At 71.9% G+C, this 25,493-nt stretch carries 24 protein-coding genes; 13 read left to right on the top strand and 11 right to left on the bottom strand.

Annotated elements, in window-relative coordinates:
* Positions 1 to 112 precede the first annotated feature (112 nt).
* The 3 genes from dnaE to ACZ7GX_RS30855 all read left to right on the top strand — a co-directional run bounded on the left by dnaE (position 113) and on the right by ACZ7GX_RS30855 (position 6,216).
* Positions 113 to 3,643 (top strand): DNA polymerase III subunit alpha, encoded by a 3,531-nt coding sequence (gene dnaE, locus ACZ7GX_RS30865; RefSeq protein ID WP_498781721.1) that lies wholly within the window; start codon positions 113 to 115, stop codon positions 3,641 to 3,643.
* Positions 3,644 to 3,731: 88 nt separating this feature from the next.
* Positions 3,732 to 4,961, top strand: a complete 1,230-nt coding sequence (locus ACZ7GX_RS30860; RefSeq protein WP_498781719.1) for a cytochrome P450 family protein — start codon at positions 3,732 to 3,734, stop codon at positions 4,959 to 4,961.
* Positions 4,948 to 6,216, top strand: coding sequence for an adenosylmethionine--8-amino-7-oxononanoate transaminase (locus tag ACZ7GX_RS30855; RefSeq protein ID WP_498781717.1), 1,269 nt, complete (start codon positions 4,948 to 4,950; stop codon positions 6,214 to 6,216). Before ACZ7GX_RS30860 ends, ACZ7GX_RS30855 begins: the two co-directional genes overlap by 14 nt.
* On the opposite strand, the gene ACZ7GX_RS30850 is transcribed toward ACZ7GX_RS30855, so the two are convergent.
* On the bottom strand, positions 6,196 to 6,819 hold the full coding sequence (locus ACZ7GX_RS30850; protein ID WP_498781716.1) for a hypothetical protein: 624 nt from the start codon (positions 6,817 to 6,819) through the stop codon (positions 6,196 to 6,198). The genes ACZ7GX_RS30855 and ACZ7GX_RS30850 overlap by 21 nt on opposite strands.
* Before the next feature lies 1 nt (position 6,820).
* Positions 6,821 to 7,060 carry a glutaredoxin family protein gene (locus ACZ7GX_RS30845; protein WP_498781715.1) on the bottom strand — a complete coding sequence of 80 codons (240 nt, stop codon included), beginning with the start codon at positions 7,058 to 7,060 and terminating at the stop codon, positions 6,821 to 6,823.
* A 60-nt stretch (positions 7,061 to 7,120) separates the two neighbouring features.
* Here ACZ7GX_RS30845 and bioD point away from each other — a divergent pair, with 60 nt between their 5' ends.
* From bioD to ACZ7GX_RS30820, 5 genes are all read left to right on the top strand, one after another.
* Positions 7,121 to 7,837 (top strand): dethiobiotin synthase, encoded by a 717-nt coding sequence (gene bioD, locus ACZ7GX_RS30840; protein ID WP_498781714.1) that lies wholly within the window; start codon positions 7,121 to 7,123, stop codon positions 7,835 to 7,837.
* A gap of 112 nt (positions 7,838 to 7,949) precedes the next feature.
* Positions 7,950 to 9,173 carry an RNA-guided endonuclease InsQ/TnpB family protein gene (locus ACZ7GX_RS30835; protein WP_498781712.1) on the top strand — a complete coding sequence of 408 codons (1,224 nt, stop codon included), beginning with the start codon at positions 7,950 to 7,952 and terminating at the stop codon, positions 9,171 to 9,173.
* 53 nt (positions 9,174 to 9,226) lie between these two features.
* A complete protein-coding gene (gene bioB, locus ACZ7GX_RS30830; protein WP_498781711.1) occupies positions 9,227 to 10,243 on the top strand; it encodes a biotin synthase BioB in 1,017 nt (338 codons plus the stop codon).
* A complete protein-coding gene (gene bsaP / locus ACZ7GX_RS30825; protein WP_498781709.1) occupies positions 10,240 to 10,449 on the top strand; it encodes a biotin synthase auxiliary protein BsaP in 210 nt (69 codons plus the stop codon). The genes bioB and bsaP overlap by 4 nt, the downstream gene beginning before the upstream one ends.
* Before the next feature lie 40 nt (positions 10,450 to 10,489).
* Positions 10,490 to 11,086 carry a DUF2567 domain-containing protein gene (locus ACZ7GX_RS30820; RefSeq protein WP_498781708.1) on the top strand — a complete coding sequence of 199 codons (597 nt, stop codon included), beginning with the start codon at positions 10,490 to 10,492 and terminating at the stop codon, positions 11,084 to 11,086.
* Between the two features lie 12 nt (positions 11,087 to 11,098).
* Here ACZ7GX_RS30820 and ACZ7GX_RS30815 read toward each other — a convergent pair whose 3' ends face one another.
* The 5 genes from ACZ7GX_RS30815 to ACZ7GX_RS30795 all read right to left on the bottom strand — a co-directional run bounded on the left by ACZ7GX_RS30815 (position 11,099) and on the right by ACZ7GX_RS30795 (position 15,450).
* Positions 11,099 to 11,851 carry a putative hydro-lyase gene (locus ACZ7GX_RS30815; RefSeq protein WP_498781782.1) on the bottom strand — a complete coding sequence of 251 codons (753 nt, stop codon included), beginning with the start codon at positions 11,849 to 11,851 and terminating at the stop codon, positions 11,099 to 11,101.
* Between the two features lie 2 nt (positions 11,852 to 11,853).
* A complete protein-coding gene (locus ACZ7GX_RS30810) occupies positions 11,854 to 13,113 on the bottom strand; it encodes an MFS transporter (RefSeq protein WP_498781706.1) in 1,260 nt (419 codons plus the stop codon).
* Positions 13,114 to 13,317: 204 nt separating this feature from the next.
* Positions 13,318 to 14,043 carry a type I 3-dehydroquinate dehydratase gene (gene aroD, locus ACZ7GX_RS30805; RefSeq protein WP_498781781.1) on the bottom strand — a complete coding sequence of 242 codons (726 nt, stop codon included), beginning with the start codon at positions 14,041 to 14,043 and terminating at the stop codon, positions 13,318 to 13,320.
* A 40-nt stretch (positions 14,044 to 14,083) separates the two neighbouring features.
* Entirely contained in the window at positions 14,084 to 14,764 is a 681-nt protein-coding gene (locus ACZ7GX_RS30800) for an LON peptidase substrate-binding domain-containing protein (protein ID WP_498781704.1), read from the bottom strand.
* Entirely contained in the window at positions 14,761 to 15,450 is a 690-nt protein-coding gene (locus ACZ7GX_RS30795; protein ID WP_498781702.1) for an NUDIX hydrolase, read from the bottom strand. The genes ACZ7GX_RS30800 and ACZ7GX_RS30795 overlap by 4 nt, the downstream gene beginning before the upstream one ends.
* 64 nt (positions 15,451 to 15,514) lie before the next feature.
* Here ACZ7GX_RS30795 and nadA point away from each other — a divergent pair, with 64 nt between their 5' ends.
* The 3 genes from nadA to nadC are packed head-to-tail and all read left to right on the top strand — an operon-like array spanning position 15,515 to position 19,013.
* Complete coding sequence (gene nadA / locus ACZ7GX_RS30790; protein WP_498781700.1) at positions 15,515 to 16,534, top strand: quinolinate synthase NadA; 1,020 nt, start codon at positions 15,515 to 15,517, stop codon at positions 16,532 to 16,534.
* A complete protein-coding gene (locus ACZ7GX_RS30785) occupies positions 16,531 to 18,153 on the top strand; it encodes an L-aspartate oxidase (protein WP_498781699.1) in 1,623 nt (540 codons plus the stop codon). Before nadA ends, ACZ7GX_RS30785 begins: the two co-directional genes overlap by 4 nt.
* Entirely contained in the window at positions 18,150 to 19,013 is an 864-nt protein-coding gene (gene nadC / locus ACZ7GX_RS30780; RefSeq protein ID WP_498781698.1) for a carboxylating nicotinate-nucleotide diphosphorylase, read from the top strand. Before ACZ7GX_RS30785 ends, nadC begins: the two co-directional genes overlap by 4 nt.
* Before the next feature lie 58 nt (positions 19,014 to 19,071).
* On the opposite strand, the gene ACZ7GX_RS30775 is transcribed toward nadC, so the two are convergent.
* The gene (locus ACZ7GX_RS30775) at positions 19,072 to 20,007 is read right to left on the bottom strand and encodes a DUF2382 domain-containing protein (protein ID WP_498781697.1); all 936 of its coding nucleotides are present in this window, start codon (positions 20,005 to 20,007) and stop codon (positions 19,072 to 19,074) included.
* A gap of 113 nt (positions 20,008 to 20,120) precedes the next feature.
* Complete coding sequence (locus ACZ7GX_RS30770) at positions 20,121 to 20,900, bottom strand: carbon-nitrogen hydrolase family protein (protein WP_498781695.1); 780 nt, start codon at positions 20,898 to 20,900, stop codon at positions 20,121 to 20,123.
* Positions 20,901 to 20,929: 29 nt separating this feature from the next.
* On the opposite strand from ACZ7GX_RS30770, the gene ACZ7GX_RS30765 reads away from it, so the two are divergent.
* Complete coding sequence (locus ACZ7GX_RS30765) at positions 20,930 to 22,474, top strand: ABC transporter substrate-binding protein (protein WP_498781693.1); 1,545 nt, start codon at positions 20,930 to 20,932, stop codon at positions 22,472 to 22,474.
* A 63-nt stretch (positions 22,475 to 22,537) separates the two neighbouring features.
* Positions 22,538 to 23,668 (top strand): aminotransferase class V-fold PLP-dependent enzyme, encoded by a 1,131-nt coding sequence (locus ACZ7GX_RS30760; protein WP_498781691.1) that lies wholly within the window; start codon positions 22,538 to 22,540, stop codon positions 23,666 to 23,668.
* Between the two features lie 24 nt (positions 23,669 to 23,692).
* Here ACZ7GX_RS30760 and ACZ7GX_RS30755 read toward each other — a convergent pair whose 3' ends face one another.
* Both ACZ7GX_RS30755 and ACZ7GX_RS30750 read right to left on the bottom strand, forming a co-directional pair.
* Positions 23,693 to 24,691, bottom strand: a complete 999-nt coding sequence (locus ACZ7GX_RS30755; protein ID WP_498781689.1) for a hypothetical protein — start codon at positions 24,689 to 24,691, stop codon at positions 23,693 to 23,695.
* Positions 24,688 to 25,302: an RNA polymerase sigma factor gene (locus tag ACZ7GX_RS30750; RefSeq protein WP_498781688.1), complete on the bottom strand. Its 615-nt coding sequence runs from the start codon at positions 25,300 to 25,302 to the stop codon at positions 24,688 to 24,690. Before ACZ7GX_RS30750 ends, ACZ7GX_RS30755 begins: the two co-directional genes overlap by 4 nt.
* Positions 25,303 to 25,493 lie beyond the last annotated feature (191 nt).

Genomic DNA, 25,493 nt, shown 5'->3' with positions numbered 1-25,493 from the left:
CCGCACGACACGCACACCCCTTGTCCCGATTACGGAGTGTTCTCGGGATAGGCTCGCCGATGTCTTGCCCGCGCTTCGTCCCGGGCCCGCTGCGATCTTCAGGGGGGTTTGGGTGTCCGACTCGTTTGTGCACCTCCACGTGCACACCGAGTACTCGATGCTCGACGGCGCGGCCAAGCTGAAGGACATGTTCGCCGAGTGCGAGCGGATGGGCATGCCCGCCGCCGCGATCACCGACCACGGCAACATGTACGGCGCGTACGACTTCTACAAGCAGGCGACCGCGGCCGGCATCAAGCCGGTGGTCGGCATCGAGGCGTACCTGGCGCCGGAGTCCCGCTTCAACAAGAAGCGCGTCCTGTGGGGCGACCCCGGGCAGAAGGCCGACGACGTCTCCGCCAGCGGCGCGTACACGCACCAGACGATCTGGGCTCGCAACAACGAGGGCCTGCACAACCTGATGAAGATGTCCAGCCGCGCCTCCACCGAGGGCCAGCTGGGCAAGTGGCCCCGGATGGACGTCGAGCTGATCGCCGAGCACTCGGCGGGGCTGATGGCGACGACCGGCTGCCCGTCCGGCGAGGTGCAGACCAGGCTCCGCCTCGGCCACGAGAAGGAGGCCTTGGAGGCCGCCGCGAAGTGGCGCGACATCTACGGCGCCGACAACTTCTTCGTCGAGCTCATGGACCACGGCATCGAGATCGAGAGCCGCGTCCGGGGCGGGCTGCTGGACATCGCCAAGAAGCTCAGCATCCCGTTCGTGGTGACCAACGACTCGCACTACACCTACTCCGAGGACCGCGACGCGCACGCGGCGCTGCTGTGCGTGCAGACCGGCAAGACGCTCGCGGACCCGAACCGGTTCAAGTTCGACGGCACGGGCTACCACCTGAAGTCGCCCGACGAGATGCGCGCGATCGACTCCTCCGACGCCTGGCAGGAGGGGTGCCGCAACACCCTGCTGGTGGCCGAGAAGGTCGACACCACCGGCATGTTCGCCTTCCAGAACCTGATGCCGCGCTACCCGACCCCCGAGGGCAAGACCGAGGCGGACTACTTCCGCGACGAGGTCTGGGAGGGCATGCGCCGCCGGTTCCCGGACGGCGTCGACGAGGTCCACCGCAAGCAGGTCGAGTTCGAGATCGACGTGATCCTGCAGATGGGCTTCCCGTCGTACTTCCTGGTGGTCGCCGACTTCATCAACTGGGCCAAGGCCAACGGCATCCGCGTGGGTCCGGGCCGCGGTTCCGCCGCGGGCGCGCTGATCGCGTACGCGATGGGCATCACCGACCTCGACCCGCTGGCGCACGGCCTGATCTTCGAGCGGTTCCTCAACCCCGACCGCGTCAGCCCGCCCGACATCGACATCGACTTCGACGAGCGCAGGCGCGGCGACGTGATCCGGTACGTCACCGAGAAGTGGGGCGTCGACAAGGTCGCCCAGGTGATCACGTTCGGCACGATCAAGGCGAAGGCGGCGATCAAGGACTCCGCCCGCGTGCTGTACGGGCAGCCGGGCTACGCGGTGGCCGACCGCATCTCCAAGGCCATGCCGCCCGCCGTGATGGGCAAGGACATCCCGCTGGCCGGCGTCTTCGACCCGTCGCACAAGCGGTACTCCGAGGCCGCCGAGGTGCGCGCGCTGTACGAGACCGACCCGCAGGTCAAGGAGATCATCGACACCGGCCGCGGGCTGGAGGGCCTGATCCGCAACGCGGGCGTGCACGCCTGCGCGGTGATCATGTCCGCGGAGCCGCTGACCGACCACATCCCGGTCTGGATGCGCCCGCAGGACGGGTCGATCATCACCCAGTTCGACTACCCGACGTGCGAGACGCTCGGCCTGCTGAAGATGGACTTCCTCGGCCTGAGCAACCTGACCACGATCGACGACGCGCTGAAGAACATCGCGCTCAACGGCAAGGGCGACGTCGACATCTCGACGGTGCCCCTGGACGACCGCAAGACCTACGAGCTGCTGGGCCGCGGCGACACCCTGGGCGTGTTCCAGCTCGACGGCGGCGCCCTGCGCGACCTGCTGCGGCTGATGCGGCCGGACAACTTCGAGGACGTCTCGGCCGTCATCGCGCTGTACCGGCCGGGCCCGATGGGCGCGAACTCGCACACGAACTACGCGCTGCGCAAGAACAAGCAGCAGGAGATCGTGCCGATCCACGAGGAGCTGCGCGAGCCGCTGGCCGAGATCCTGGACACGACGTACGGCCTGATCGTGTACCAGGAGCAGGTCATGGCGATCGCGCGGAAGGTGGCGGGCTACTCGCTGGCCCAAGCGGACCTGCTCCGCCGCGCGATGGGCAAGAAGAAGAAGGAGATCCTCGACAAGGAGTACGAGGGCTTCGAGGCGGGCATGATCGCCAACGGCTACTCGCCCGAGGCGATCAAGACGCTGTGGGACATCCTGGTCCCCTTCGCGGACTACGCGTTCAACAAGGCGCACTCCGCCGCGTACGGCCTGATCGCGTACTGGACGGCGTACCTCAAGGCCAACTACCCCGGCGAGTACATGGCCGCGCTGCTCACCACGAACTCGGACAACAAGGACAAGTCGGCCATCTACCTGGCCGAGTGCCGGCGGATGGGCATCACCGTGCTGCCGCCGGACGTCAACGAGTCCGAGCGCGAGTTCGTCGCGGTCGGCAACGACATCCGGTTCGGCCTGGGCGCGATCCGCAACGTCGGCGCGAACGTGGTCGACGCCATCATCAAGACCCGCAAGGAGAAGGGGAAGTTCGCCGACTTCTCCGACTTCCTGCGCAAGGTCGACGTGCAGGCGTGCAACAAGAAGGTCGTCGAATCGCTGATCAAGGCGGGCGCGTTCGACTCGCTCGGCCACCCGCGCAAGGGCCTGCACATGGTGCACGTCGAGGCGGTCGACGCGATCATGCTGACCAAGAAGGAAGAGGCGCGCGGCCAATTCGACCTGTTCGGCGACGGTGGCGGCGACGACGGCACGAGCGTGTTCGACGTCAAGATCCCCGACGAGCACTGGGAGTCCAAGCACCAGCTCACGCTGGAGCGGGAGATGCTGGGCCTGTACGTGTCCGGCCACCCGCTCAACGGCGTGGAGCAGGTGCTCAGCTCCTACTCCGACACCACGATCCCGCGCATCCTGGAAGGCGACGTGCCGGACGGCACGCAGGTCACGCTCGGCGGCATCCTCGCGACGGTCACCCGCCGGGTGAACAAGAACGGCGAGCCGTGGGCGTCGGCGATGCTCGAAGACCTCGCCGGCGGCATCGAGGTGCTGTTCTTCCCCAAGAGCTACGTGGTGCACGGCATGTCGGTGGCCGAGGACGCGATCGTGCTGGTCAAGGCGCGGGTGGCCAAGCGGGAGGACCGGATCTCGCTGATCGCCAACGACCTGGTCGTGCCGGACCTGTCGGAGCTGGGCGCGCAGGCGTTGAGGCTGAAGGTGGCGGCGTCGCGCTGCGACCCGAAGCTCGTGACGTCGCTCAAGGAAGTCCTCTCCGCGCACCCCGGCACCACCGAGGTGCACCTGAACCTGGTCATCAACAGCAGCCGCAACACGTTGCTGAAGCTGGACGACGCCCTCCGGGTTACGCCCACACCGTCCCTTATGGGTGATTTGAAGGCTCTGCTCGGCCCTGGGTGCTTGGGCTGATCGGGTGACAAAGTCCGCAATCGGGGACAAGAGGGAGCCTCGGATCGTTTGAGTGAACAGGGTTAACTCAAACGAGGAGGGGATCCCTGTGGGGGAGAAGATCGCCGGTCTCGACGTGCTCGGCGAGGACTACTTCGCCGATCCGCACGCGTACCACGCCCGGCTGCGCGAGCAGGCGGCGGCGTCGCAGATCGTGCTGCCGCGAGGCACGAAGGCGTGGCTGGTCACCCGGTACGAGGAGGCGCGGTCGGCGCTGGCCGACCCGCGGTTCAGCAAGCACTTCGAGCGCTTCCCGGAGGTCATGGAGCGCAACCGGGTCGACGGCGGTGACGCGCCCGCGTTCGACGAGTCCTTGGTGCAGCACATGCTCAACATGGACCCGCCGCACCACACCCGGCTGCGCAAGCTGGTCATGAAGGCGTTCACCGCCCGGCGGGTCGAGCAGCTGAGGCCGCGCATCCAGGAGATCACCGACCAACTGCTGGACGAGGCGGGGGAGAAGGGCGACGTCGACCTGGTCGACGCGCTGGCGTTCCCGCTGCCCATCACGGTGATCTGCGAGATGCTCGACGTGCCGATGGACGAGCGCGACGAGTTCCGCGTCTGGTCCAACGTGCTGGTCGGCGGCAACGGGGAGCCGGAGGAGCTCCAGCAGGCGGGCGCCCAGATGGCGGGTTACCTGGCGAAGCTGGTCGAGCACAAGCGGACCGCGCCCGGTGACGACTTCTTCTCGGCGCTGGTCCAGGCCGACGAGGACGGCGACCGGCTGGAACCGATGGAGCTGATCGCCATGGCGTTCCTGCTCCTGGTCGCCGGGCACGAGACGACGGTCAACCTGATCGCCAACGGCGTGTACCACCTGCTGCGCAACCCGGAGCAGCTGGACAAGCTGCGCGCCGACCGCTCGTTGCTGCCCGGCGCGGTGGAGGAGTTCCTGCGCTTCGAGAGCCCGGTCAACCAGGCCACGTTCCGCTACACCAACGAGGACGTGGAACTGGGTGACGTGGTCATCCCGAAGGACAGCGTGGTGGTGGTGTCGCTGTCCGGCGGCAACCGCGACGCCTCCCGGTTCCCGGACCCGGACCGGCTCGACATCACCCGGCAGGCCGCCGGGCACCTGGCGTTCGGCCACGGCGTCCACTACTGCCTGGGCGCCCCGCTGGCCCGGATGGAGGGCGAGATCGCGATCGGGACGCTGCTGGACCGGTTCGACGTCGCCTTCGCCGCGGACCCGGACGCGCTGAAGTGGCGGCCGGGAGTGCTCATCCGCGGGCTCCAGTCGCTGCCGGTTAGCCTGACCCCTCGTGGAGCGCGATGAGCTGCTGAAGCTGGACCAGGCGCACGTCTGGCACCCGTACGGCCCGATGCCGGGCACCCTGGAGCCGCTGGTGGTCTCCTCGGCCGAGGGTGTCCGGCTCCGGCTGGACGACGGGCGCGAGCTGGTCGACGGCATGTCGTCGTGGTGGGCCGCCATCCACGGCTACCGGCACCCCGTGCTGGACGGGGCGCTGCGCGACCAGCTCGGCCGGATGAGCCACGTGATGTTCGGCGGCCTGACCCACGAGCCCGCGGTGGCGTTGGCGGCACGGCTGGTGGAGATCACGCCCGAGCCGTTGCAGCACGTGTTCCTGTGCGACTCGGGGTCGGTGTCGGTCGAGGTCGCGATCAAGATGGCGCTGCAGCACTGGCGGTCGCGGCGCCGACCGGAGAAGCGGCGGCTGCTGACCTGGCGCGGCGGGTACCACGGCGACACGTTCCAGCCGATGGCGGTGTGCGACCCGGAGGGCGGGATGCACTCGCTGTGGCGCGGCGTGCTGCCGGAGCAGGTGTTCGCGTCCGCGCCGCCGCGCGACCTCGACACCGCGTACGTGCAGGAGCTGGCGGACCTGATCGAGGCGCACGCCGACGAGCTGGCCGCGGTCATCGTGGAGCCGGTGGTGCAGGGCGCGGGCGGGATGCGCTTCCACGACCCGCGCTACCTGCACGTGCTGCGCGAGCTGACCCTGGCGCACGACGTGCTGCTGATCTTCGACGAGATCGCCACCGGCTTCGGCCGCACCGGCGAGCTGTTCGCCGCCGACCACGCCGGGATCAGCCCGGACATCATGTGCCTGGGCAAGGCGCTGACCGGCGGTTACCTGTCGATGGCCGCGACGCTGTGCACGTCACGGGTGGCGGACGGCATCTCCCAGGGCGAGGTGCCGGTGCTCGCGCACGGGCCGACGTTCATGGGCAACCCGCTGGCCTCGGCGGTCGCGCTGGCGTCGACCGACCTGCTGCTGGCGCAGGACTGGCGGTCGTCGGTGCGGCGGATCGAGGCCGGCCTGCGGTCGGGCCTCGCGGACGCGCTCGGTGACGTCCGGGTGCTCGGGGCGATCGGCGTCGTGCAGCTGGACCACCCGGTGGACCTGGCCGCCGCCACCGCCGCGGCCGTCGACCACGGCGTGTGGCTGCGGCCGTTCCGCGACCTGATCTACACCATGCCGCCGTTCATCAGCACGGACGACGACGTGGCGACGATCGCCGCCGCCGTCGTCGCCGCGGCCGAGGCGTCACACGCGCAGCAGCGTTGAGCCCCACACGAGCAGCAACGTCGCGTAGCCGACGCAGATCCAGCCGACCGCCTGGTTGGTCGGCTCCGCCTTGTGCCCGGCCAGCTTGTTGACCAGCAGCCACCAGCCCAGCGCGACCACGCCGAGGGCGACCGGCGTCAGGATCACGCCGTACGCGCCCGCGTAGACGCCCGCCCAGAAGTCCACCGGCAGGCTGATGCCGTTGGCGTAGCCGGTCGGGAACAGCTGCACGGCGATCGCCGACCACACCCACGCCACTACCCGGAGCCGTTTGAGCGTCCCCGGCTTGGCGGTGTCGTGGTTGATCGCCACCACGCCCCACGCGACGAACGCGCCGCCGCCGAACAGCCAGCCCGTCGCGGTCGACACGACCGGCACCCGGCCGACCGCCGCGCCCACCGCCGGGAACACCACGCCCCACAGGAAGAAGTGCCCGCCGACCACCAGTGCGGTGACACCCAGGACGATGAGGGTCTGGACGCCGCCGCCCTGCTGCTGGAACCAGCTCTTCGGCTTCGGCGGGCCCGCGGTGCGGACCGACGAGCTGTCCCGCGCGCGTTGCGCACCCCGCTGGCGCTCCTTGCGCCTGCCGTTCTTCGCCACGTCAGCCGTCGACCGCTGCGGCCAGCTCGGTGTTCGTCGGCTCCACCAGGACACGACCGTCCGGCAGCGCGATGACCGGGATGTTCTTGCGCCCGCCGGCGAGCTCGATCGCGCGGTCGCGGGCCGCGTCGTCCTGCTCGACGTCGATGTCGGTGAACGGCACTTCGTGCTCCCGCAGCCACGCCTTGGCCCGCCGGCAGTCGCCGCACCAGTTCGCCCCGTAGAGAACGATCTCACTCATAGCGGTGACTGTAGAACGCGGAGGACCACAACGCTCCGTATAGGCCTAGGGTGAGTCGCCGTGAGCGTCCTCGTGATCACCGGCACCGGCACCGAGGTCGGCAAGACCGTGGTCGTCGCCGCCCTGGCGGCCCTGGCCGCGGCCGACGGTCGACGGGTCGCCGTGCTCAAGCCCGCGCAGACCGGTGTCGCCGACGGCGAGCCCGGCGACCTCGCCGAGGTGGCCCGCCTCGCCGGCTCCGTCACCACCCGTGAACTGCGCCGCTACCCGGAACCGCTGGCACCGGCCACGGCCGCGCGCCGCTCCGGGCGGCCCGCGTTGCACCCCAGCGAGGTCGCCTCGGCGGCCGTGGCGCTGGACGAGACGCACGACCTCGTGCTGGTGGAGGGCGCGGGCGGGCTGCTGGTCCGCTTCGACGACGCGGGCTCGACCATCGCCGACGCGGCGTGGGCGCTCAACGCGCCGGTGCTCATCGTCGCGCACCCGGGCCTGGGCACGTTGAACATGACCGCGCTGACCGCCGAGGCCCTGCTGCGCCGAGGCCTGGAGTCGGTCGGCGTGGTGGTGGGCCGCTGGCCCGCCGTGCCCGACCTGGCCGCCCGCACGAACCTGGTCGACCTGCCCGAGGCGGCGGGCGCGCCGCTGCTGGGCGTGCTGCCCGACGGCATGGCGGCGCTGGGCCGGTCCGAGTTCGCGGACCGGGCGAGGGAAGGCCTGTCGCCGTGGTTCGGCGGTACGTTCGACCCGGAGAAGTTCGCCGCGCCGCACACCTGCTGACGGTATCGGCTCGATCGAGCACTTCGCGGCTCGGATTCGTCAGTCAGCGCCGGACCACGAGTCGCAGGATCACCTGATCGTGATCTTGTCATACTCGAACTTGAGTTCGAATATGAACGACATGACGACCTTGGTCGGGTATCGCTACCGGATCGAGCCGGGAAGGGCTCAACGGGCGATGCTGACGCGCACATTCGGGTGCGCTCGAACCGTGTTCAACGACGCCATCCGTTGCCGACAGGAAGCACGTGCGGCAGGGGAGAAGATCAGCGGGACCGAGGTGCAACGGCGGGTGATCACCGTCGCGAAGGGCACCGAGCCACGGGCGTGGTTGTCGGAGGTCGCGTCGGTGGCGCTGGTGCAGGCGGTGCAGGACGCGCACCGCGCGTACCGGAACTTCTTCGACTCCGTGAGCGGCAAGCGGCGCGGTCGCAAGGTCGGCAAGCCTCGGTTCAAGTCTCGCAAGGACAACCGGCAATCCGTCCGGTTCACCCGCAACGGGTTCTCCATCCGGCCTGACGGCCGGCTCTACCTGGCCAAGGTCGGGGAGGTGCGCGTCCGCTGGTCACGGCGCCTGCCGTCCGAACCGAGTTCGGTGACGATCATTCTCGAGCCGGACGGGCACTACTACGCCTCGTTCGTGGTTCGGGTCGAGCCCGCACCGCTGCCGAGTGTGGAGCGGGAAGCCGGGGTGGACCTGGGTATCGGCCGCTTGGTGGTGGTGGCCGACACCGAAGGCGGGCGGCGGGACATCGCGAACCCGAAGTTCCTGGCTCGGAAGTTGCGAAGGCTGCGGAAGCTGGAGCGGGAGAAGTCGCGTCGCGCCAAGGGCGGCGCGAACCGGGCCAAGACTCGGCGAAGGGTTGCCGTGCTGCACGGCAAGGTCACCCGCGCACGGCGGGACCATCACCACAAGCAGGCCCTCGACCTGGTGCGCGAGAACCAAGCGGTCTACGTCGAGGACCTCAACGTCGCCGGCATGGTGCGCAACCGCAGCCTGGCGCGCGCCATCTCGGATGCTGGATGGGGTCAGTTCGTCCGGCTGTTGGAGGAGAAGGCGCAACGGTACGGCCGCAGCGTGACCAAGGTCTCGCGGTGGCTGCCGTCGTCGAAGACCTGCTCTGCCTGCGGGCACGTCATGGACGACATGCCGCTGAGGGTCCGCGAATGGTGCTGTCCGGCATGTGGGACGGCGCACGACAGGGACCACAATGCCGCGATCAACATCCTCGCCGCCGGGCGGGCGGAGAGGCTAAACGCCTGTGGAGCCGGTGTGAGCCCTCCTCTCGGGGAGGCGGTCGGTGACGAAGCAGGAAGCACCCCGGACGTGGCATAGTCGCGTCGGAATCCCGGACGTTCACGCCGGGGAGCACGTCAAGAGGAGACGTTGTGACCGCAGCCCCTGAACAGGTCGATGTCCTCGGCGTTGCCCGCGAGCAGGTGCTGGAGCGGGGGGTCGGGCTGACCGAGGAACAGGTGCTCGAAGTCCTCCGACTGCCCGACGAGCGCATCCCGGAGCTGCTGGAGCTGGCGCACGAGGTGCGGATGCGGTGGTGCGGCCCGGAGGTCGAGGTCGAGGGCATCGTGTCGCTCAAGACCGGCGGCTGCCCCGAGGACTGCCACTTCTGCTCGCAGTCCGGTCAGTTCCCCTCGCCGGTGCGCTCGGCGTGGCTGGACATCCCCGGCCTGGTGCGCGCGGCCCGGCAGACCGCGGAGACCGGCGCGTCCGAGTTCTGCATCGTCGCCGCCGTGCGCGGGCCGGACAAGCGGCTGCTCTCGCAGGTGCGCGACGGCATCAAGGCCATCCGCGAGGACGGCAACGACATCCAGATCGCGTGCTCGCTCGGCATGCTCACGCAGGAGCAGGTGGACGAGCTGGTGGACATGGGCGTCCACCGCTACAACCACAACCTGGAGACCGCCCGCTCCCACTTCCCGAACGTGGTCACCACGCACTCGTGGGAGGAGCGCTGGGACACGCTGAAGATGATCAGCACGGCCGGCATGGAGGTCTGCTGCGGCGGCATCATCGGCATGGGGGAGACGCTGGAGCAGCGCGCCGAGTTCGCCGTGCAGCTGGCGGAGCTGAAGCCCGACGAGGTGCCGCTCAACTTCCTGATCCCCAACCCGGGCACCCCGTACGAGAACTACCCGGTGGTCGAGGGCCCCGAGGCGCTGCGGACCGTGGGCGCGTTCCGGCTCGCCCTGCCGCGCACGATCCTGCGCTTCGCCGGCGGCCGTGAGCTGACCTTCGGCGACCTCGGCGCCAAGCAGGGCATGCTCGGCGGCGTCAACGCGATCATCGTCGGCAACTACCTGACCAACCTCGGCCGGCCTGCCCAGCAGGACCTCGACATGCTGACCGAGCTGTCCATGCCGATCAAGGAACTGAGCAAGACCCTGTGACGAGCGGGCTGGGTGCTGTGGCGTACTGCGGATTTTGCGGCAAGGCGAGCGCGGAGGCCGACCACTCCGCGTGCGCGTCGCGGCTGGGTCTGATCGATCCGCCGCGGTTCTGCGCGGAGTGCGCGCGCCGGATGGTCGTGCAGGTGACACCCGCCGGGTGGACGGCCACGTGCAGCCGCCACGGCGAGATCACCTCCGCGCGGTAACCTGCCCTGCATCTGGTCACGGGTGCAGGGAGGTCGTCGGGTGGCGGAGCAACCGGTGGACGAGCGGGCGACGCCCGTTCGGGTGCCACCCGCGCCGGCGTTCGAGTACTACTACGTGGTCCGACGGCCGCGGGTCGTGGTGAAGCGCGACCTGCTGCCCTCGTTCTCCGTGCTGTCCGTGATCTCGCTGTTCGGGCTGCCCGCGGGGTGGCTGTGGGCGAGGCTCGCGCCGCCGCAGAACGTGGTGGCGCAGCAGGACGGCTCGCTGATCCCGGTGACCGGCGAGAGCTACCACCGGCTCGACGGGCTGATGCTGTTCGTGCTGATCGGGCTGGCCGCCGGGCTGGTCACGGGCATCGCGGTGTGGCTGCTGCGGGAGCGCCGCGGCCCGGTGGTGATGCTCGCCGCCACGCTCGGCGCGCTCGTGGCGGCCTACCTCGCCCAGCTGACCGGGATCGGCGCGGCGGGCAGCCGGTACGCCGTCGACGCCGCGCCCGCGGTGGGTGACGTGATCGCCCTGGCCCCGGTGCTGGAGACGTGGTGGGGCTTGCTGGCGTGGCCCTTGGGCACGGCGCTGGCGTACGGCTGCCTGGCCGCGTGGAACGGTCTGGACGACCTCGGCCGCCGGCTCGGCTAGCGCCGGCCGGGCCTAGAGCTGGTAGGCCAGGTCGGGCACGTCGGTGACGAACATGTGCCCCGGCGCGTGGGTGATCGCGAACGGCGGTTTGGACGCCATCACGGCCGCCTGCGGCGTCACGCCGCAGGCCCAGAACACCGGCACGTCGCCCTCGTGCGGCTCGGTGCGGTCGCCGAAGTCCGGCTGGTCCAGGTCGTCGATGCCGAGCGCGCCCGGGTCGCCCACGTGCACCGGCGCGCCGTGGACGGCGGGCATCCGGGCGGTGACCCGCTTCGCGGTGTCGACCAGGTCGGCCGGGATGTAGCGCATCGAGACCACCATCGGCCCGTGCAGCCGGCCCGCGGGGCGGCACTCGCGGTCGGTCACGTACATCGGCACGTTGCGCCGCTGCTCGACGTGCCGCAGCGGGACGTCGGCCTGCTTGAGCGCGGACTCGAACGTGAAGCTGCACCCGATGAGGAACGCGACGAGGTCGTCGCGCCAGTAGCGGGAGGCGTCGGTCGGCTCGTCGACCAGGTCGCCGTGCTCCCAGATCCGGTAGCGGGGCACGTCGCGCATCAGGTCGGCGTTGCCCGCGAGGAACGTCGTGGTGCTGCCCCGGTCGGTGACGTCGAGGACCGGGCACGGCCTGGGGTTGCGCTGGGTGAACAGCAGCACGTCGTAGGCCCAGTCCTCGGGGACCGCGATGAGGTTGGCCTGCGCGTAGCCGTCCGCGAGCCCGGCCGTCGGCCCCTGGTGCCCCCGGCGCACCTGTTCCGGTGTCATCGTCATCGCAGTTCGACTCCTTTCGTCTCGGGGAGGCCGAGCAGGGCGAGGACGGCGATGCCGTAGGCGATCGCGCCGAAGATCATCGCGCCGCCGACGCCCATGCCCTGCGCCAGGAAGCCCACCAGGGCGGGGAAGAACGCGCCGACCGCGCGGCCGAAGTTGTAGGTGAAGCCCTGGCCGGTGCCGCGCAGCTCGGTCGGGTACAGCTCGGCGAGGAACGAGCCGAACCCGCTGAAGATCGCCGACGTGGTGAACCCGAGCGGGAACGTGACCAGCAGGATCAGGCCGTTGGCGCCCGGCGGGATGTTGGTGAACAGCACGATGAGGATGGCGCTGAGCACGGCGAACAGGGCGAACGTGCGCTTGCGGCCCAGCAGGTCGGTCAGGTAGCCGCCGGTGACGTAGCCCGCGAACGCGCCGCTGATGAGCAGCGCCAGGTACCCGCCGGTGCCGACCACGCTGAGGCCGCGTTCGGTCTTGAGGAACGTCGGCACCCAGCCGGCCAGGGTGTAGTAGCCGCCCTGGACGCCGGTGGCGAGGATCGCGGCGAACACCGTGGTGCGGCCGAGGCTGCCCCGGAACACGGCCTTGAAGCTGCCCTTGGCCGGGCTGGTCCGCAACGCCTGCTCGGCCCGCGGCGCGTCCTTGACGTTGCGGCGGACGTAGAAGACCAGGATCGCGGGGATCGCGCCGGTCCAGAACAGCACCCGCCAGGCCAGGTCCTGGGGCAGGAAGCTGAACACGGCGGTGTAGACGATGACGCTCAGGCCCCAGCCGACGGCCCACGAGCTCTGGATGAACGCCACCGTCCGGCCCCGGTACTGCGGCTTGCAGTACTCGGCGACGAGGATGGCGCCCGCGGCCCACTCGCCGCCGAAGCCGAGGCCTTGCAGGGCGCGGAACACCATCAGCATCTCGTAGCTGGTGGCGAAGCCGCACAGCACCGTGAAGACGGCGTAGGTGACGACCGTGATCATCAGGGTGCGGACGCGGCCGATCCGGTCCGCGAGGATGCCCGCGATCGCGCCGCCGAGGGCGGAGACGACCAGGGTGACGGTGTTGAGCAGGCCCGCTTGGCCCGTGGTGAGGCCGAAGTAGGCGGTGATGGCGAACAGGCTCAGGGGCAGGACCTGGAAGTCGTAGGCGTCCAGGCCGAAGCCGCCGAACGCGCCGACGAACGCCCGCTTGCCGTTGCGGCCCAGGGTGTGGAACCAGGCGAACGGGCCGTCCTTGGTCGTGTCTACGTCTGTGGTGCTCATGTGGGTCACCTCGCAGCCGTGAGGGTGTGCCGTGGCCCACACCGTAGGGGATTGTTGAACAATCCCACTAGAGGGCAATAGGACGAATCAACACCCCACCGTGAGTGCACGCTCCCGCACGCCCGCGCGAGTCGTCCCCCCGCGTCGTGCGTGTCCCACGTTCAGGACGGCCGTGCCCTACGTCCGGACCTCCGAGTCGAACGCTCAGGCGTCGACGGCGCCCCTCCGGTCGTACCCCGGGTAGAACTGCCGGACGAGCCGGGACGTCTCGGCGTAATCGAGTTGGCCCGACGTCGGCTGGTGCCCGATGAACGTGTAGGTCAACCGCGAACCGAGCGCGGGGAAGAAGATGCGGGACGCGGTGCCGATCTCGCCCATGGCGATCACGATCATTCCCGTGTCGTCCCCGGAATTCACCAACAAAGAAGCCAACTTCTTCACGTCGGCACCGGTGTTCGCCATCGTGGAAATCTTCACGATATCCGCACCGGCGTCCTTCGCGGCACGCACGGTGTTTTCGAGTTCACCGATGTCGGGCGTGCGGTCGAAATCGTGGAACGACACGATCGCCACCGCGTCGTGCGCGTGCGCGGCGGCGATCACGTCAGCCACGACCTCCCGCGACGACAGCTCCACGTCCACCGCGTCCACCAGCGGCGCGACCTCGCGGAACAGCTCGAGCCGGGCCTCCTCGGAACCGCTCCACCCGCCGCCCTCCGCCGCCGAGCGCACGGTCGCCAGCACGGGCAGCCCGTCGAACGCGCGCACCTGGTCGAGCACGTGCCCGACCTCGGTCCGCGAGAACCGGTCGATGCGCAATTCGGCCACGTCGACCCCGAGGGAACGCGCTTCCGCCGCCGCCCGCGCGCTGTCGTCGTCGGCGAAGCTGACCGCGATCAACGGGAGGTCGAGCCCGAGCAGCGCACGCATGGTATTCACCCGCGGCATCCTACACCGCCCGCTTGACGGGTCAGTTGCGATGAGGTAGTTGGCCCAATTCCGACAACGGCGCGGGCACGGCGCTCAACGCGTCCAGAATGCCCGCCTCGCGGTGCAGCACTTTCCGCACCATCCGCAGCCGCCGGGCGGGCGAGGTCTCCTCCAGCAGCCGCTGCCGGTCCTCGAACGTCAGCAGGCAGTCGCCGGCCAACGCGTACGCCAGGTCGGCCAACGCCGTGTCCGGACCGGGCGGCCGACGCCCCACCGCCTGGTACGCCGCCTGCCGGTACCGGCCGTGCGCCGCCCGCGCGCTCTCCGCCAACAGCGGCAGCACGGCCTCGACCTCCGGCGGCGCCGCGGTGTCCGGCAGCCACTGCACCGACGCGACCAGGTACGGCGCGCTGTCCTCGTCCACGTCGAGCAGCCGGAACCGCCGACCGCCCTTCGTGGTCAGGTCGTACCGCCCGTCCGGCAGCCGTCGCGCCTCCTCCAGCACCGCCGTGCAGCCGATGTCGGACAGCGCCTCGACGTTCTCCGCGCCGACCTCCCACCCCTGCTTGATCGACACCACGCCGAACGTCCGCTCCGGCACCGCGCCCGTCACCAGGTCGACGGTCAGCTGGCGGTACCTCGGCTCGAACACGTGCAGCGGCAGCGACGCCCCGGGCAGCAGCACGGTGCCCAGCGGGAACAGCGGGAGGGTCGTCGTCACGAACCCAAGCTACGGGCGGACGGTGGCCGCAGCACGGCGAACGGGTCCGTGATCCGCATTTCCCCCGACACGAACCGGAACAGCGCCGCCGGCCTGCCACCGGACGGCCCCGGCTGCACGGTCCCGCCGGTCGGCTCCAGCAGCCCCCGCCGCGCCAGCACGCGTTGCAGGTTGGTCGCCGACACCTTGTAGCCCAGGGCCGCCGAGTACAGCGACCGCAGCGCGGAGATGGTGAACTCCGGCGGGGCCAGCGCGAACCCCAGGTTCGTGTACGACAGCTTCGACGCGAGCCGGTTGCGGGCGCGGCGGCAGATCGCCTCGTGGTCGAACGCGGTCGCGGGCAGCGCGTCCACCGGGTGCCACGTCGTGTCCGACGGCACCACGGGGTCGATGTGCGACGGGACCAGGCCGAGGAACGCGGTCGCCACCACCCGGGGCCCCGGCACCCGCGACGGGTTGCTGAACACGGCCAGCTGCTCGACGTGTGACAACTGTCGCACATCGACTTTTTCCGCCAGCTGACGGCGGATCGAAGCCTCGACGTCCTCGTCGTCGCCGAGCCCGCCACCGGGCAGTGACCAGCGGTGAGCGTGCGGTTCCCGAGCGCGCTCCCACAGCATGACCTGGAGTGATCCGGCTCTCACCTGGAGCACCGCGGCCAGCACCTCATGTCCCGCCAGTCCCACTCGGCTGATACTATCGGCCACGTTTTCGACCGTTAGGCGAAAACCTGGCTCAAGGGAGGAACCCATGGTCGCTACCGCCTACGTGGAGCGAACCTCGGACGGCGCCTACGACGGCATCGCGCCGGACGCCGCCTGGCGTGACGAGGTGCTGGAGCTGGCCCGCGAGCGGGACGCGGTCATCCTCGCGCACAACTACCAGCTGCCCGAGATCCAGGACATCGCCCACCACACCGGTGACTCGCTGGCGCTCAGCCGCATCGCGGCCGCGAGCGACGCGTCCACCATCGTGTTCTGCGGTGTGCACTTCATGGCCGAGACCGCCAAGATCCTCGCGCCGCACAAGACCGTGCTGATCCCGGACGAGCGGGCGGGCTGCTCGCTGGCCGACTCGATCACCGGCGAGCAGCTGCGCGCGTGGAAGGCCGAGCACCCCGGCGCGATCGTCGTCTCCTACGTCAACACCACGGCCGAGGTGAAGGCGGAGACCGACATCTGCTGCACCTCGTCGAACGCGGTGGACGTGGTGAGGTCGATCCCGGCCGACCGGGAGGTGCTGTTCCTGCCGGACCAGTTCCTCGGCGCGCACGTCAAGCGCGAGACCGGCCGGGAGAACCTGCACATCTGGGCAGGCGAGTGCCACGTGCACGCGGGCATCAACGGCCCGGAGCTGGCCGAGCGCGCGGCGGCGAACCCGGACGCCGACCTGTTCATCCACCCCGAGTGCGGGTGCGCCACGTCGGCGCTCTACCTCGCGGGCGAGGGCACCGTGCCGGCCGAGAAGGTGAAGATCCTCTCGACCGGCGACATGATCACCGCCGCCCGTGAGACCAGCGCGAAGTCGGTACTGGTGGCCACCGAGATCGGCATGCTGCACCAGCTGCGCCGGGCCGCGCCGGAGATCGACTTCCGCGCGGTGAACGACCGGGCGTCGTGCCGGTACATGAAGATGATCACCCCGGCCGCCCTGCTGCGGGGCCTGCGGGAGAACAAGGACGAGGTGCACGTGGACCTGGAGACCGCGAAGCGGGCCCAGGGCGCGGTGCAGCGCATGATCGAGATCGGGCAGCCCGGCGGCGGCGAATGAACACGCCGTTGTGGGAGGCCCGCGCCGACCTCCTGGTGGTCGGCACGGGCGTGGCCGGTCTGACGGCGGCGCTGCGCGCGCGTGAGCTGGGACTCCGGGTCCTCGTGGTGACGAAGGCCGCCGGCGAGGACGGCAACACCCGGTGGGCGCAGGGCGGCGTGGCCGTCGTGCTGCCCGGCGAGCACGACGAGGGCGACACGGTCGACGCGCACGTCCGCGACACGCTGGTCGCCGGCGCCGGGCTGTGCGACGAGGCCGCGGTCGAGGCGATCATCGCCGGCGGACCGGCCGCGGTGGCGCGGTTGCGGGAGCGGGGCGCGGTGTTCGACGCCGCGCCGACCGGTGGCCTGGCCCGCACGCGGGAGGGCGGGCACAGCGCGTTCCGGGTGGTGCACGCGGGCGGTGACGCGACCGGCGCGGAGGTGGAGCGCGCGTTGTTGGCGGCGGCGTCCGACGGACGGGTGCCGGTGCTGGAGAACCACGTCGCGGTGGACGCGGTGCGCACACCGCTCGGCCAGGTGTGCGGCCTGCTGGTGCTGGACGGCAACGGCGTGCCCGGCGTGCTCGGGGCGCCCGCCGTGCTGCTGGCCAGCGGCGGCCTCGGCCAGCTCTACCAGGCCACGTCCAACCCGGAGGTGGCCACCGGCGACGGCCTCGCGCTGGCGCTGCGCGCGGGCGCGGTGGCGGCGGACGTCGAGTTCGTCCAGTTCCACCCGACCGTGCTCTACACCGGGCGCGGCGCGCGTGGCCGCTGCCCGCTGGTCACCGAGGCGGTGCGCGGCGAGGGCGCGGTGCTGGTCGACGCGACCGGCGCACGGGTCATGCGGGGCGTGCACCCGTTGGCGGACCTCGCGCCGCGCGACGTGGTGGCCGCGGCGATCACCCGGCACCTGGCGGGCGCCCCCGGCGGCGTCGACGACCACGTGTTCCTCGACGCCACGGGCATCTCCGACTTCGCGCGCCGGTTCCCGACCGTGCACGCGGCCTGCCTCGCGGCGGGGGTCGACCCGGCGGCCGAGCCGATCCCGGTGACGCCCGCGGCGCACTTCGCGTGCGGCGGCGTGGTGTCCGACGTGTCCGGGCGGACGGGCGTGACCGGCCTGTACGCGGCGGGCGAGGTGGCCCGCACCGGGCTGCACGGCGCGAACCGGCTGGCGTCCAACAGCCTGCTCGAAGGCCTGGTCGTCGGCACGCGGGCGGCCGAGGCGGTCGCGGCGGACCTGGCGCTCGGCGTGCTGGCCCGCCCGTCGGCGTCGGTCGTGGCGGAGCTGCCGACGGCGCCGGTCGCCGAGCGGGACTCGTTGCAGCGGGTCATGTCCCGGTACGCGGCGATCGGCCGTGACGCCGAGGGCCTGGCCGTGGTCGGGTCGGTGCTGGACCTGTCCACCGCGGACCGCGTGCTCGACAGCCGGCAACGGGTCGAGGACGCGGCGCTGACCGTGGCGGCGCGGGCGTTGATCGCGGCGGCGGCGGAACGCGAGGAGTCGCGCGGCTGCCACGTGCGCACCGACTTCACCGAGCGGGACGACGTGCGGTGGCAGCGCGGTCAGGTGGTCCGGCTCAACCCGTCCGGTCAGCCGGTGCTGGCCGATCCGGTGGTGGCGAGGGGAGTGGCATGAGTGCCGAAGACCGGCTTGTCGGGGCGAGCACCGGGCTCGACCTGGACGACGCGCGGCGCGTGATCGCGACGGCGTTGGCGGAAGACCTGCGGTACGGCCCGGACGCGACGACCGAGGCGACCGTGCCCGCGGACGCGGTGGCCGTGGCGGAGCTGACGCCGCGCGCGGCCGGTGTGCTCGCGGGCATCCCGGTGGCGCTGGAGGTGTTCCGCCAGGTCACGGACGTGGAAGTGCTCGAAGAGCGGCGGGACGGCGACAAGGCCGTGCCCGGCGAGCCCGCGCTGGTGCTGCGCGGGCCGGTGCGCGGCCTGCTCACCGCCGAGCGCACCGCGCTGAACCTGCTGTGCCACCTGTCCGGCGTCGCCACGCTCACCGCCGCGTGGGTGGACGAGGTCGCGGGCACCAAGGCGCGCGTGCGCGACTCCCGCAAGACCCTGCCGGGCCTGCGGCTGCTGGAGAAGTACGCGGTGCGGTGCGGCGGCGGCGTCAACCACCGGCTCGGCCTCGGCGACGCGGTGCTGATCAAGGACAACCACGTGCGCGCCGCGGGCTCGGTGCGGGCGGCGTTGGCCGCGGTGCGCGCCCACGCGCCGCACCTGGCGTGCGAGGTCGAGGTCGACTCGCTCGACCAGCTGGACGAGGCCGTCGCCGAGGGCGCGGAGCTCGTGCTGCTGGACAACTTCACCGCCGCCGAGTGCGCGGAGGCGGTGCGCCGGGCGGGCGGTGTCGCGTTGGAGGCGTCCGGCGGGCTCACGCTGGACGTGGCCAGGGCCTACGCCGAGACCGGCGTGGACTACCTGGCCGTCGGCGGCCTGACGCACTCCGCCCCGGCCCTGGACCTGGGCCTGGACCTGCGGTGAGCCGCTGAGCGGACGGGAACGCGCCCGCGCCCGGGGCACAGGCGCGGGCGCGTCCTGTTCAGGAGTCGCGCCGCTTGGTCTTGTCGTCGCGCTCCACGTCCACCCGTTCCTTGCGCACCTCGCCGCGGACGTGCTGCTCCTCGGTCACGGCCTGCTTCTCCAGCCGGACCTTCTCCACCGCCTTGGCCTTCTTCTCCACCACCGGCTCCTGCCGGCGGAGGGTGACCTCGGCCTCCTCGTCGACGAACGCGCGGTCGGTCGACGTGCCCTCGGCGGGCTCGCTCACCACGCGGACCTCTTCGTGCGTCACCGGCACCGTCACGTCCTTCTGCTCCGTCACGGTGTGCTTGACCAGGCGCACGCGGCCTGCCTCGACGTCGCGGGTGCCGACGTCGAGCTCTTCCTCGTAGCGGGTGACCGAGTCGCCCGTGCGGGCCTCGTGGCGGCCGCGCTTGCCGGCGGTGGTGTCCTCCGCGGCCGGCCGGCCCATGGCGGACCTGCCCGCGGCCGTGGTCTTCTCCTCGCGCGCCACGCCGCGTCCCTCCGGACGCGTCTCGCCGGGCATCCCGCCACCGCGCATCTCGCCGCGGCTCAGCCCGGACGTGTGGCCGGCGGCGGGCATGGGCCTGGTCTCCGAGCGCCCGCCCGGCAGCCGGTCGTGGTCGCCGGTGCGGTGCGACGGGATCATGCCGTAGTACTCGTAGAGCTCGTCCTGCTGCTTGTCGGACATGTGCTGGTCCGACACGTCGATCCGGGGCGCGTCCTTGACCTGTTGCTTGTCCACGGGCACGGTGACGACACCGTTGCCCAGGGTCGCGTCCTGGATCGGCACGAACGACTCCTTGAGGCCGAACAAGCCGGTGTGCACCGAGGCCCACATCGGCCGTCCGTCCCGATCATCGAGCCACACCTGTTTGACCGAGCCGATGCGCTCACCGTGCTCATCGATCACTTCGCAGTCGTACAGGCGGTCCACTTCGGCCTGGTTGATCATGGCCAGCGTCCCCTTCGCGTGTCGTGATACGTCCCGCGGAAGGCTTCCCGGTGCCAAGGGCCACCTATTCGGCTGCCACCCGTTCGTGTGAGGCAACGTCCCCCGAAAGAAATTCAGAGACGACGATTCGCCAGGACGGGCAAGGTATTCCTCGCCCGCGTGACACTCTCCGTGTCCACTTCGGACATGATCATCCCGGGTTCGCCCGCCAGCTGCTCGGCCACCTCGCCCAACGGCGAGGCGACCGTGCTGTAGCCCACACCGGTGGGTGCGCCGCCGTGGTCGGCCTTCGGGTCGGCTTGGCCGCACGCCAGCACCCACGACGTGCAGTCCAGCGCCCGCGCGCGCACCAGCAGCTCCCACTGCTCGCGCTTGCCCGGCCCCGAGCCCCACGACGCGCACACCAGCACGGCCGTCGCGCCGCGGTCCGCCAACGCCCGGAACAGCTCCGGGAACCGCACGTCGTAGCAGGTGGCCAGGCCGAACGTGACGCCGTCGACCTCGACGACCACCGGCGCGTCGCCGGGCGCGACCGTGCGCGACTCGGTGAACCCGAACGCGTCGAACAGGTGGATCTTGTCGTAGCCGACGTGGTGGCCGCCGCCCGTGACCAGCAGGGTGTTCGCCACCCGGCCGTCCGGCGCCGGCGTGAACATGCCCGCCACGACGACCACGCCGTGCTCGTCGGCGATGGCGCGCACGGCGCCCGCCCACGGGCCGTCCAACGGCTCGGCCACCGGTCCGAGGGGCACGCCGAACCGGCACATCGTGGCCTCGGGGAACACCACCACGCGGGCGCCGCCGGCCGCGGCGCGCGCGGTTTCCGCCCGCACCAGGTCGAGGTTGGCCGCCGGGTCGCTGGACGAGGTGATCTGGCAGAGGGCGACACGCATGCGGCCCACTCTAGGTAGTGTCGGGTCTCGTGCGCTCCCTCCTCCCCCCGCTGCTCGTCGTAGCTCTTCTCGCCGCCGCGGGGTGCACGGGCGCGGCGACACCGAGCGCCGAGGGCACGTCGGACAACAGCGCGCTCGTGCTGGCCGACCCGATGGAGCCGACCACGCTGAACCCGCTGCTCGGCTACGGCCGCGAGGGCGTGTCGAAGCTGTACGACGGGCTGGTGGAGCACCGCGCGGACGGCTCGGTGCGGCCCCAGCTCGCGGCGGACGCGCCCGAGCCCGCCGCGGACGGGCTGAGCTGGACGGTGACGCTGCGCGAGGACGTGAAGTTCACCGACGGCACGTCGTTCGGGCCCGAGGACGTGGTGGCGACCTACCGGGCGCTGCTCGACCCCGCGTCCGGCTCGACCGAGCGGGCCGCGTTCGCGGAGCTGACCGGCGTGGAGCAGCTGGACGCGCACGCGGTCCGGTTCACGCTGGCCAGGCCGTGGGCGGCGTTCCCGCACGCGCTCGTGCTCGGCATCCTGCCCAGCGAGGCGCTCGGCGGGCCGCTGCGCGACGTGCGCGCGGTCGGCACGGGCCCGTACAAGCTGGTGGACTGGCGCAAGGGCGACCGGATGGTGCTGGAGGCCAACGCCTCCTACTTCGGCGGCGAGCCGAAGATCCGCAAGCTGACCGTGGTGTTCGTGCCGGACGACAACACGCGCGCCCAGCGGATGCAGGCGGGCGAGTTCGACGGCACCGCGCTGCCGCCCCGGCTGGCCGCGTCGTTCAGCGCCGCCAACGGCATGAGGGTGATCACCCACCGCAGCGCCGACCTGCGTGCCGTCACGCTGCCGGGTGGCGCCGTGACGGGTGACAGCGCGATCAGGATGGCGTTGAACCACGCGGTCAACCGCAAGGGCGTGGTGGACAACCTGCTCGGCGGCCAGGGCGCGGTGGTGAGCACGCCGGTGCCGGACGCGCTGCCGGAGTTCGTGGAGACCGGCGCCCGGTTCGCCTACGACAAGGCGCTGGCCGAGCTGCTGCTGGACCAGGCGGGCTGGGCGCGCGGCGCGGACGGCGTGCGCGTGCGCGACGGCGTGGTCGCCCGGTTCACCCTGATGTACCCGATCGGCGACGTGGTGCGCGCCGACCTGGCCACCGCGTTCGCCGCGGACGCCAAGGCGGTCGGCATCGACGTGCAGCTGGCCGGGCTGAGCTGGGAGGCCCTCGCGCCGAGGCTGGGCGCGGACGCGCTGCTGCACGGCGGCGGCACCCCGTTCGACCCGGACCTGATGACCTACCAGCAGCTGCGCTCGCCCAACCCGTGGGGCTACTCGAACCCGCAGGTGGACGCCGCGCTGGACGCCGGGCGCACGTCGCTCGACCCGGCGCAGCGGGCGGCGGCGTACAAGCAGTTCCAGCGCGCGTACGTGGCCGCGCCGGGCATGGTGGTGCTGGCGTCGGTGCGGCACACGTACGTGGTGCGGGAGAACTGGAACGGCTACCAGGAGGTCGTGGACCCGCACGCGCACGGCGCGCTGTCGTGGGGCCCGTGGTGGAACCTGGAGAAGTGGACGCCCCGCTAGCCCCCGTCCTGTTGCATGCTGTTGGCGACAGTGCACGGGAAACCCGCGGACCCTGGGGGCGCCATGACGATCTTCCTCGACTCGGCCGGTTCGTCGCTGCCACCGCGTGAGGTGCTCGACGAGGTGATCGGGCACCTGCGGCGCGAGGCGGAGATCGGCGGGTACGTCGCGGCGCAGGAGCGCGCGGCCGACCTGGAGGCCGGGTACGGGGTGTTCGCCGAGCTGCTGGGCGCGTCGCCGGACGAGATCGCGTTCACCGACAGCGCGACCCGGTCGTGGCTGACCGCGTTCGACGCCGTGCCGCTGGCCGCGGGCGACCGGGTGCTGTTCAGCGAGGCCGAGTACGCGGGCACCGCGATCCCGATCCTGCGCCGGGCGCGCGAGGTCGGCGCCTCCGCCGAGGCGGTGCCGTCGGACGCGTTCGGGCAGATCGACGTGGACGCGTTGAAGGAGGTGCTGGACGAGCGGGTGAAGCTGGTCTCGCTGGTGCACGTGCCGACCAACAGCGGGCTGGTGAACCCGGCGCGCGAGGTCGCCGACGCGGCGCACGAGGTGGGCGCGCTGGTGCTGCTGGACGCGTGCCAGTCGATCGGGCAGCTGCCGGTGCGCGCCGACGAACTGGGCGTGGACCTCATCTCGGGCACCGGCCGCAAGTGGCTGCGCGGGCCCCGCGGCACGGGTGTGCTGGTGGTGCGCCGCGAGGCCGCCGCGCGCATGAACCCCCGGCTGGTCGACCTGCACAGCGCGGAGTGGGTCGCGCCGGACGACATCCGGCTGCGGGACGACGCGCGGGTCTACGAGATTTGGGAGACGAGCGTCGCCGACCGGCTCGGGCTCATCGCGGCGGCACGGCACGCGCTGGCCAAGGGCCTGGACGTGATCGAGCGCGAGGTGGGCGAGCGCGCGCGACGCCTGCGTGACGGGCTGAGCGCGCTGCCGGGCGTGACGGTGCGCGACCCGGGCGTGCGCAAGGCGGGCATCGTCACGTTCACCGTGGACGGCGTGCCGGCCACCGACGTGCGCGACCGGCTGGCCCGCGAGGGCATCACGGTCACCGTCAGCTGGGCGTCGTCCACGCTGCTGGACATGACCAGGCGCGGGCTCGCCGAGGTGGTGAGGGCCTCGCCCCACTACTTCGTCGAGCCCGCGCAGGTCGACCGGGCCGTGGAGGCCGTCAGCCGGGTGCGCCCGTGACGGCGGTCGCCACGCCGGGTCGGCTCAGCCGACGCCCTCGGCCAGCTCGACCACCTGCCGCTCGGTGAACCCGGCGGGCACCTGGAGCTGGAACGCCCGGCCGTCGGGCAGCGGGGCCTGCAGCATCCACCGGTCGTCGGCCAGGTGGACGAGGTCGCCCGGCCGGCCGTCGACGGACACCGGGACGACCGGCAGGGGGCCGCCTTCGACGACCTCGCCGTAGTTCGGCACGAGACCGGCCGTGGTGCTCACGTGGATGACGCGGTCCGGGGCGCGCGGGTCCCGCACGGACGTGACCGCCCCGTCGCCGTCCGGGCCGGGGCCCTTGAAGGCGTACAGCTCCCAACCGGCGGGCGCGACGCTGATGGACAGGCTCAACCGCTTGTCCGTGTCGACGAGGGTGTCGGCGAGGGCGCGCACGGCCCGCTCGTCGGCGAAGTCACCCGTGCCGGTGAGCTTGATCCACTGGTCGGGCGACCGCTCCCAGGTGAGGGACACCGAGTGGAACTCCGGCACGTCCTGATCGACCCGCTCGACCACGGCCGGCTTGCCGGCGTAGGTCGTGTCCCGGCCGCCGTCGCCGCCCTCCGGCCTGGTCCGGTGGGTCTTGACGTAGATGGAGCTCCCCGGCGCTCCGGGTCGCTGGTCGGCGCCGCGGTACACGGCCGCGAGCCAGCCGGGTTCCGCGGTGAAGCCCGGTCCGGTCACCCCGACCGGGATCGGGTTCAGCTCCGGCGGCAGCGTCGGCATGTCGAACCCGACCAGCACCGGCGGCTCGACGCCGGCAGGCGGTGGTGGTGGCGTGCCGCCGCCGGGGGCGACGATCCCGACAACGACGACGACGGCCGCCGAGGCGGCGGCGGCGACCACCGCACGGCGACGGAGGCCGACCGGCCGGTCGGCCGCGGGGCGGGCGCCGGCCCGGATCTCGGCCAGCAGGTCGGCGCGGGCCCTGGCCAGCACGTCCTCGGCCAACGGGGTCGGCTCGGGGCCGTGTTCCCGGAGCGCGGTGAACTCGTTCATGCGGTCTCCTCGGCGGACAGCCGGCGATCGTCGAGCCGGGCGCGGACCTTGCCCCTGGCGCGGTGCAGGCGGGAACGGACGGTGCCGAGCGGAACGCCCAGCGCCGCGGCGATCTCGGCGTAGGACAGCTGCGGGTAGGTCCACAGCAGCAGCACGTCCAGGTCCTCGCGCGGCAGCGCGGCCAGCGCGTCGGCCAGCACGCCCCGCAACGCCAGGGCGTCGACCCGCGCGGCCACCTCGCCGAGCTCCGCGGTCGTCTCCACGTGCCCGGCCGCCCGGCCGAACGCCCGGTACCGCCGTTCCTCGTCCCGGGCGTGCCGGCGCACCAGGTTGGTGGCGATGCCGAACAGCCAGGCCCGCACCGGGGCGCGCCCGGGGATGTAGCCGGTGCGGCCGCGGAACGCGAGCAGGAACGTCTCGCTCATCAGGTCGTCCGCCATCGCGCCCACCCGGCGGGACAGGTAGCCGTGCACGACCGGCGCGTACCGGTCGAAGATCACCGCGAACCGCTCGGGGGTCGTCAGCGACTCGACGATCAGGTGTTCGTCGGTGACACCGGGAGGCGACTCCGTCGGCGGCACGGGCCCGGCGGGGGGATTGCGCGTGGTCATGCTTCCTGTTGCCCGAAGTCGCGATCCGGTTCTCCTCCCGGCAGCCCGCGGCCCGGGATCGCGGAGCCCGGCCGCAGTGCCGGGGTGATCCAACCAGGCGGGGGGGGGGGGGGGGGGGGGGGGGGGGGGGGGGGGGGGGGGGGGGGGGGGGGGGGGGGGGGGGGGGGGGGGGGGGGGGGGGGGGGGGGGGG

It is taken from the genome of Actinosynnema sp. NPDC037264, assembly GCF_055603705.1.
This window is presented reverse-complemented; position numbering and strand designations above follow the sequence as displayed.

Coding starts and splice junctions, on each gene's coding strand:
- ACZ7GX_RS30845 (WP_498781715.1), bottom strand. CDS start 7,060: ATGAGTGAGATCGTTCTCTACGGGGCGAACTGGTGCGGCGACTGCCGG.
- ACZ7GX_RS30835 (WP_498781712.1), top strand. CDS start 7,950: ATGAACGACATGACGACCTTGGTCGGGTATCGCTACCGGATCGAGCCG.
- ACZ7GX_RS30815 (WP_498781782.1), bottom strand. CDS start 11,851: ATGACACCGGAACAGGTGCGCCGGGGGCACCAGGGGCCGACGGCCGGG.
- ACZ7GX_RS30810 (WP_498781706.1), bottom strand. CDS start 13,113: ATGAGCACCACAGACGTAGACACGACCAAGGACGGCCCGTTCGCCTGG.
- aroD (WP_498781781.1), bottom strand. CDS start 14,043: ATGCGTGCGCTGCTCGGGCTCGACCTCCCGTTGATCGCGGTCAGCTTC.
- nadA (WP_498781700.1), top strand. CDS start 15,515: ATGGTCGCTACCGCCTACGTGGAGCGAACCTCGGACGGCGCCTACGAC.
- ACZ7GX_RS30785 (WP_498781699.1), top strand. CDS start 16,531: ATGAACACGCCGTTGTGGGAGGCCCGCGCCGACCTCCTGGTGGTCGGC.
- nadC (WP_498781698.1), top strand. CDS start 18,150: ATGAGTGCCGAAGACCGGCTTGTCGGGGCGAGCACCGGGCTCGACCTG.
- ACZ7GX_RS30775 (WP_498781697.1), bottom strand. CDS start 20,007: ATGATCAACCAGGCCGAAGTGGACCGCCTGTACGACTGCGAAGTGATC.
- ACZ7GX_RS30770 (WP_498781695.1), bottom strand. CDS start 20,900: ATGCGTGTCGCCCTCTGCCAGATCACCTCGTCCAGCGACCCGGCGGCC.
- ACZ7GX_RS30760 (WP_498781691.1), top strand. CDS start 22,538: ATGACGATCTTCCTCGACTCGGCCGGTTCGTCGCTGCCACCGCGTGAG.
- ACZ7GX_RS30755 (WP_498781689.1), bottom strand. CDS start 24,691: ATGAACGAGTTCACCGCGCTCCGGGAACACGGCCCCGAGCCGACCCCG.
- ACZ7GX_RS30750 (WP_498781688.1), bottom strand. CDS start 25,302: ATGACCACGCGCAATCCCCCCGCCGGGCCCGTGCCGCCGACGGAGTCG.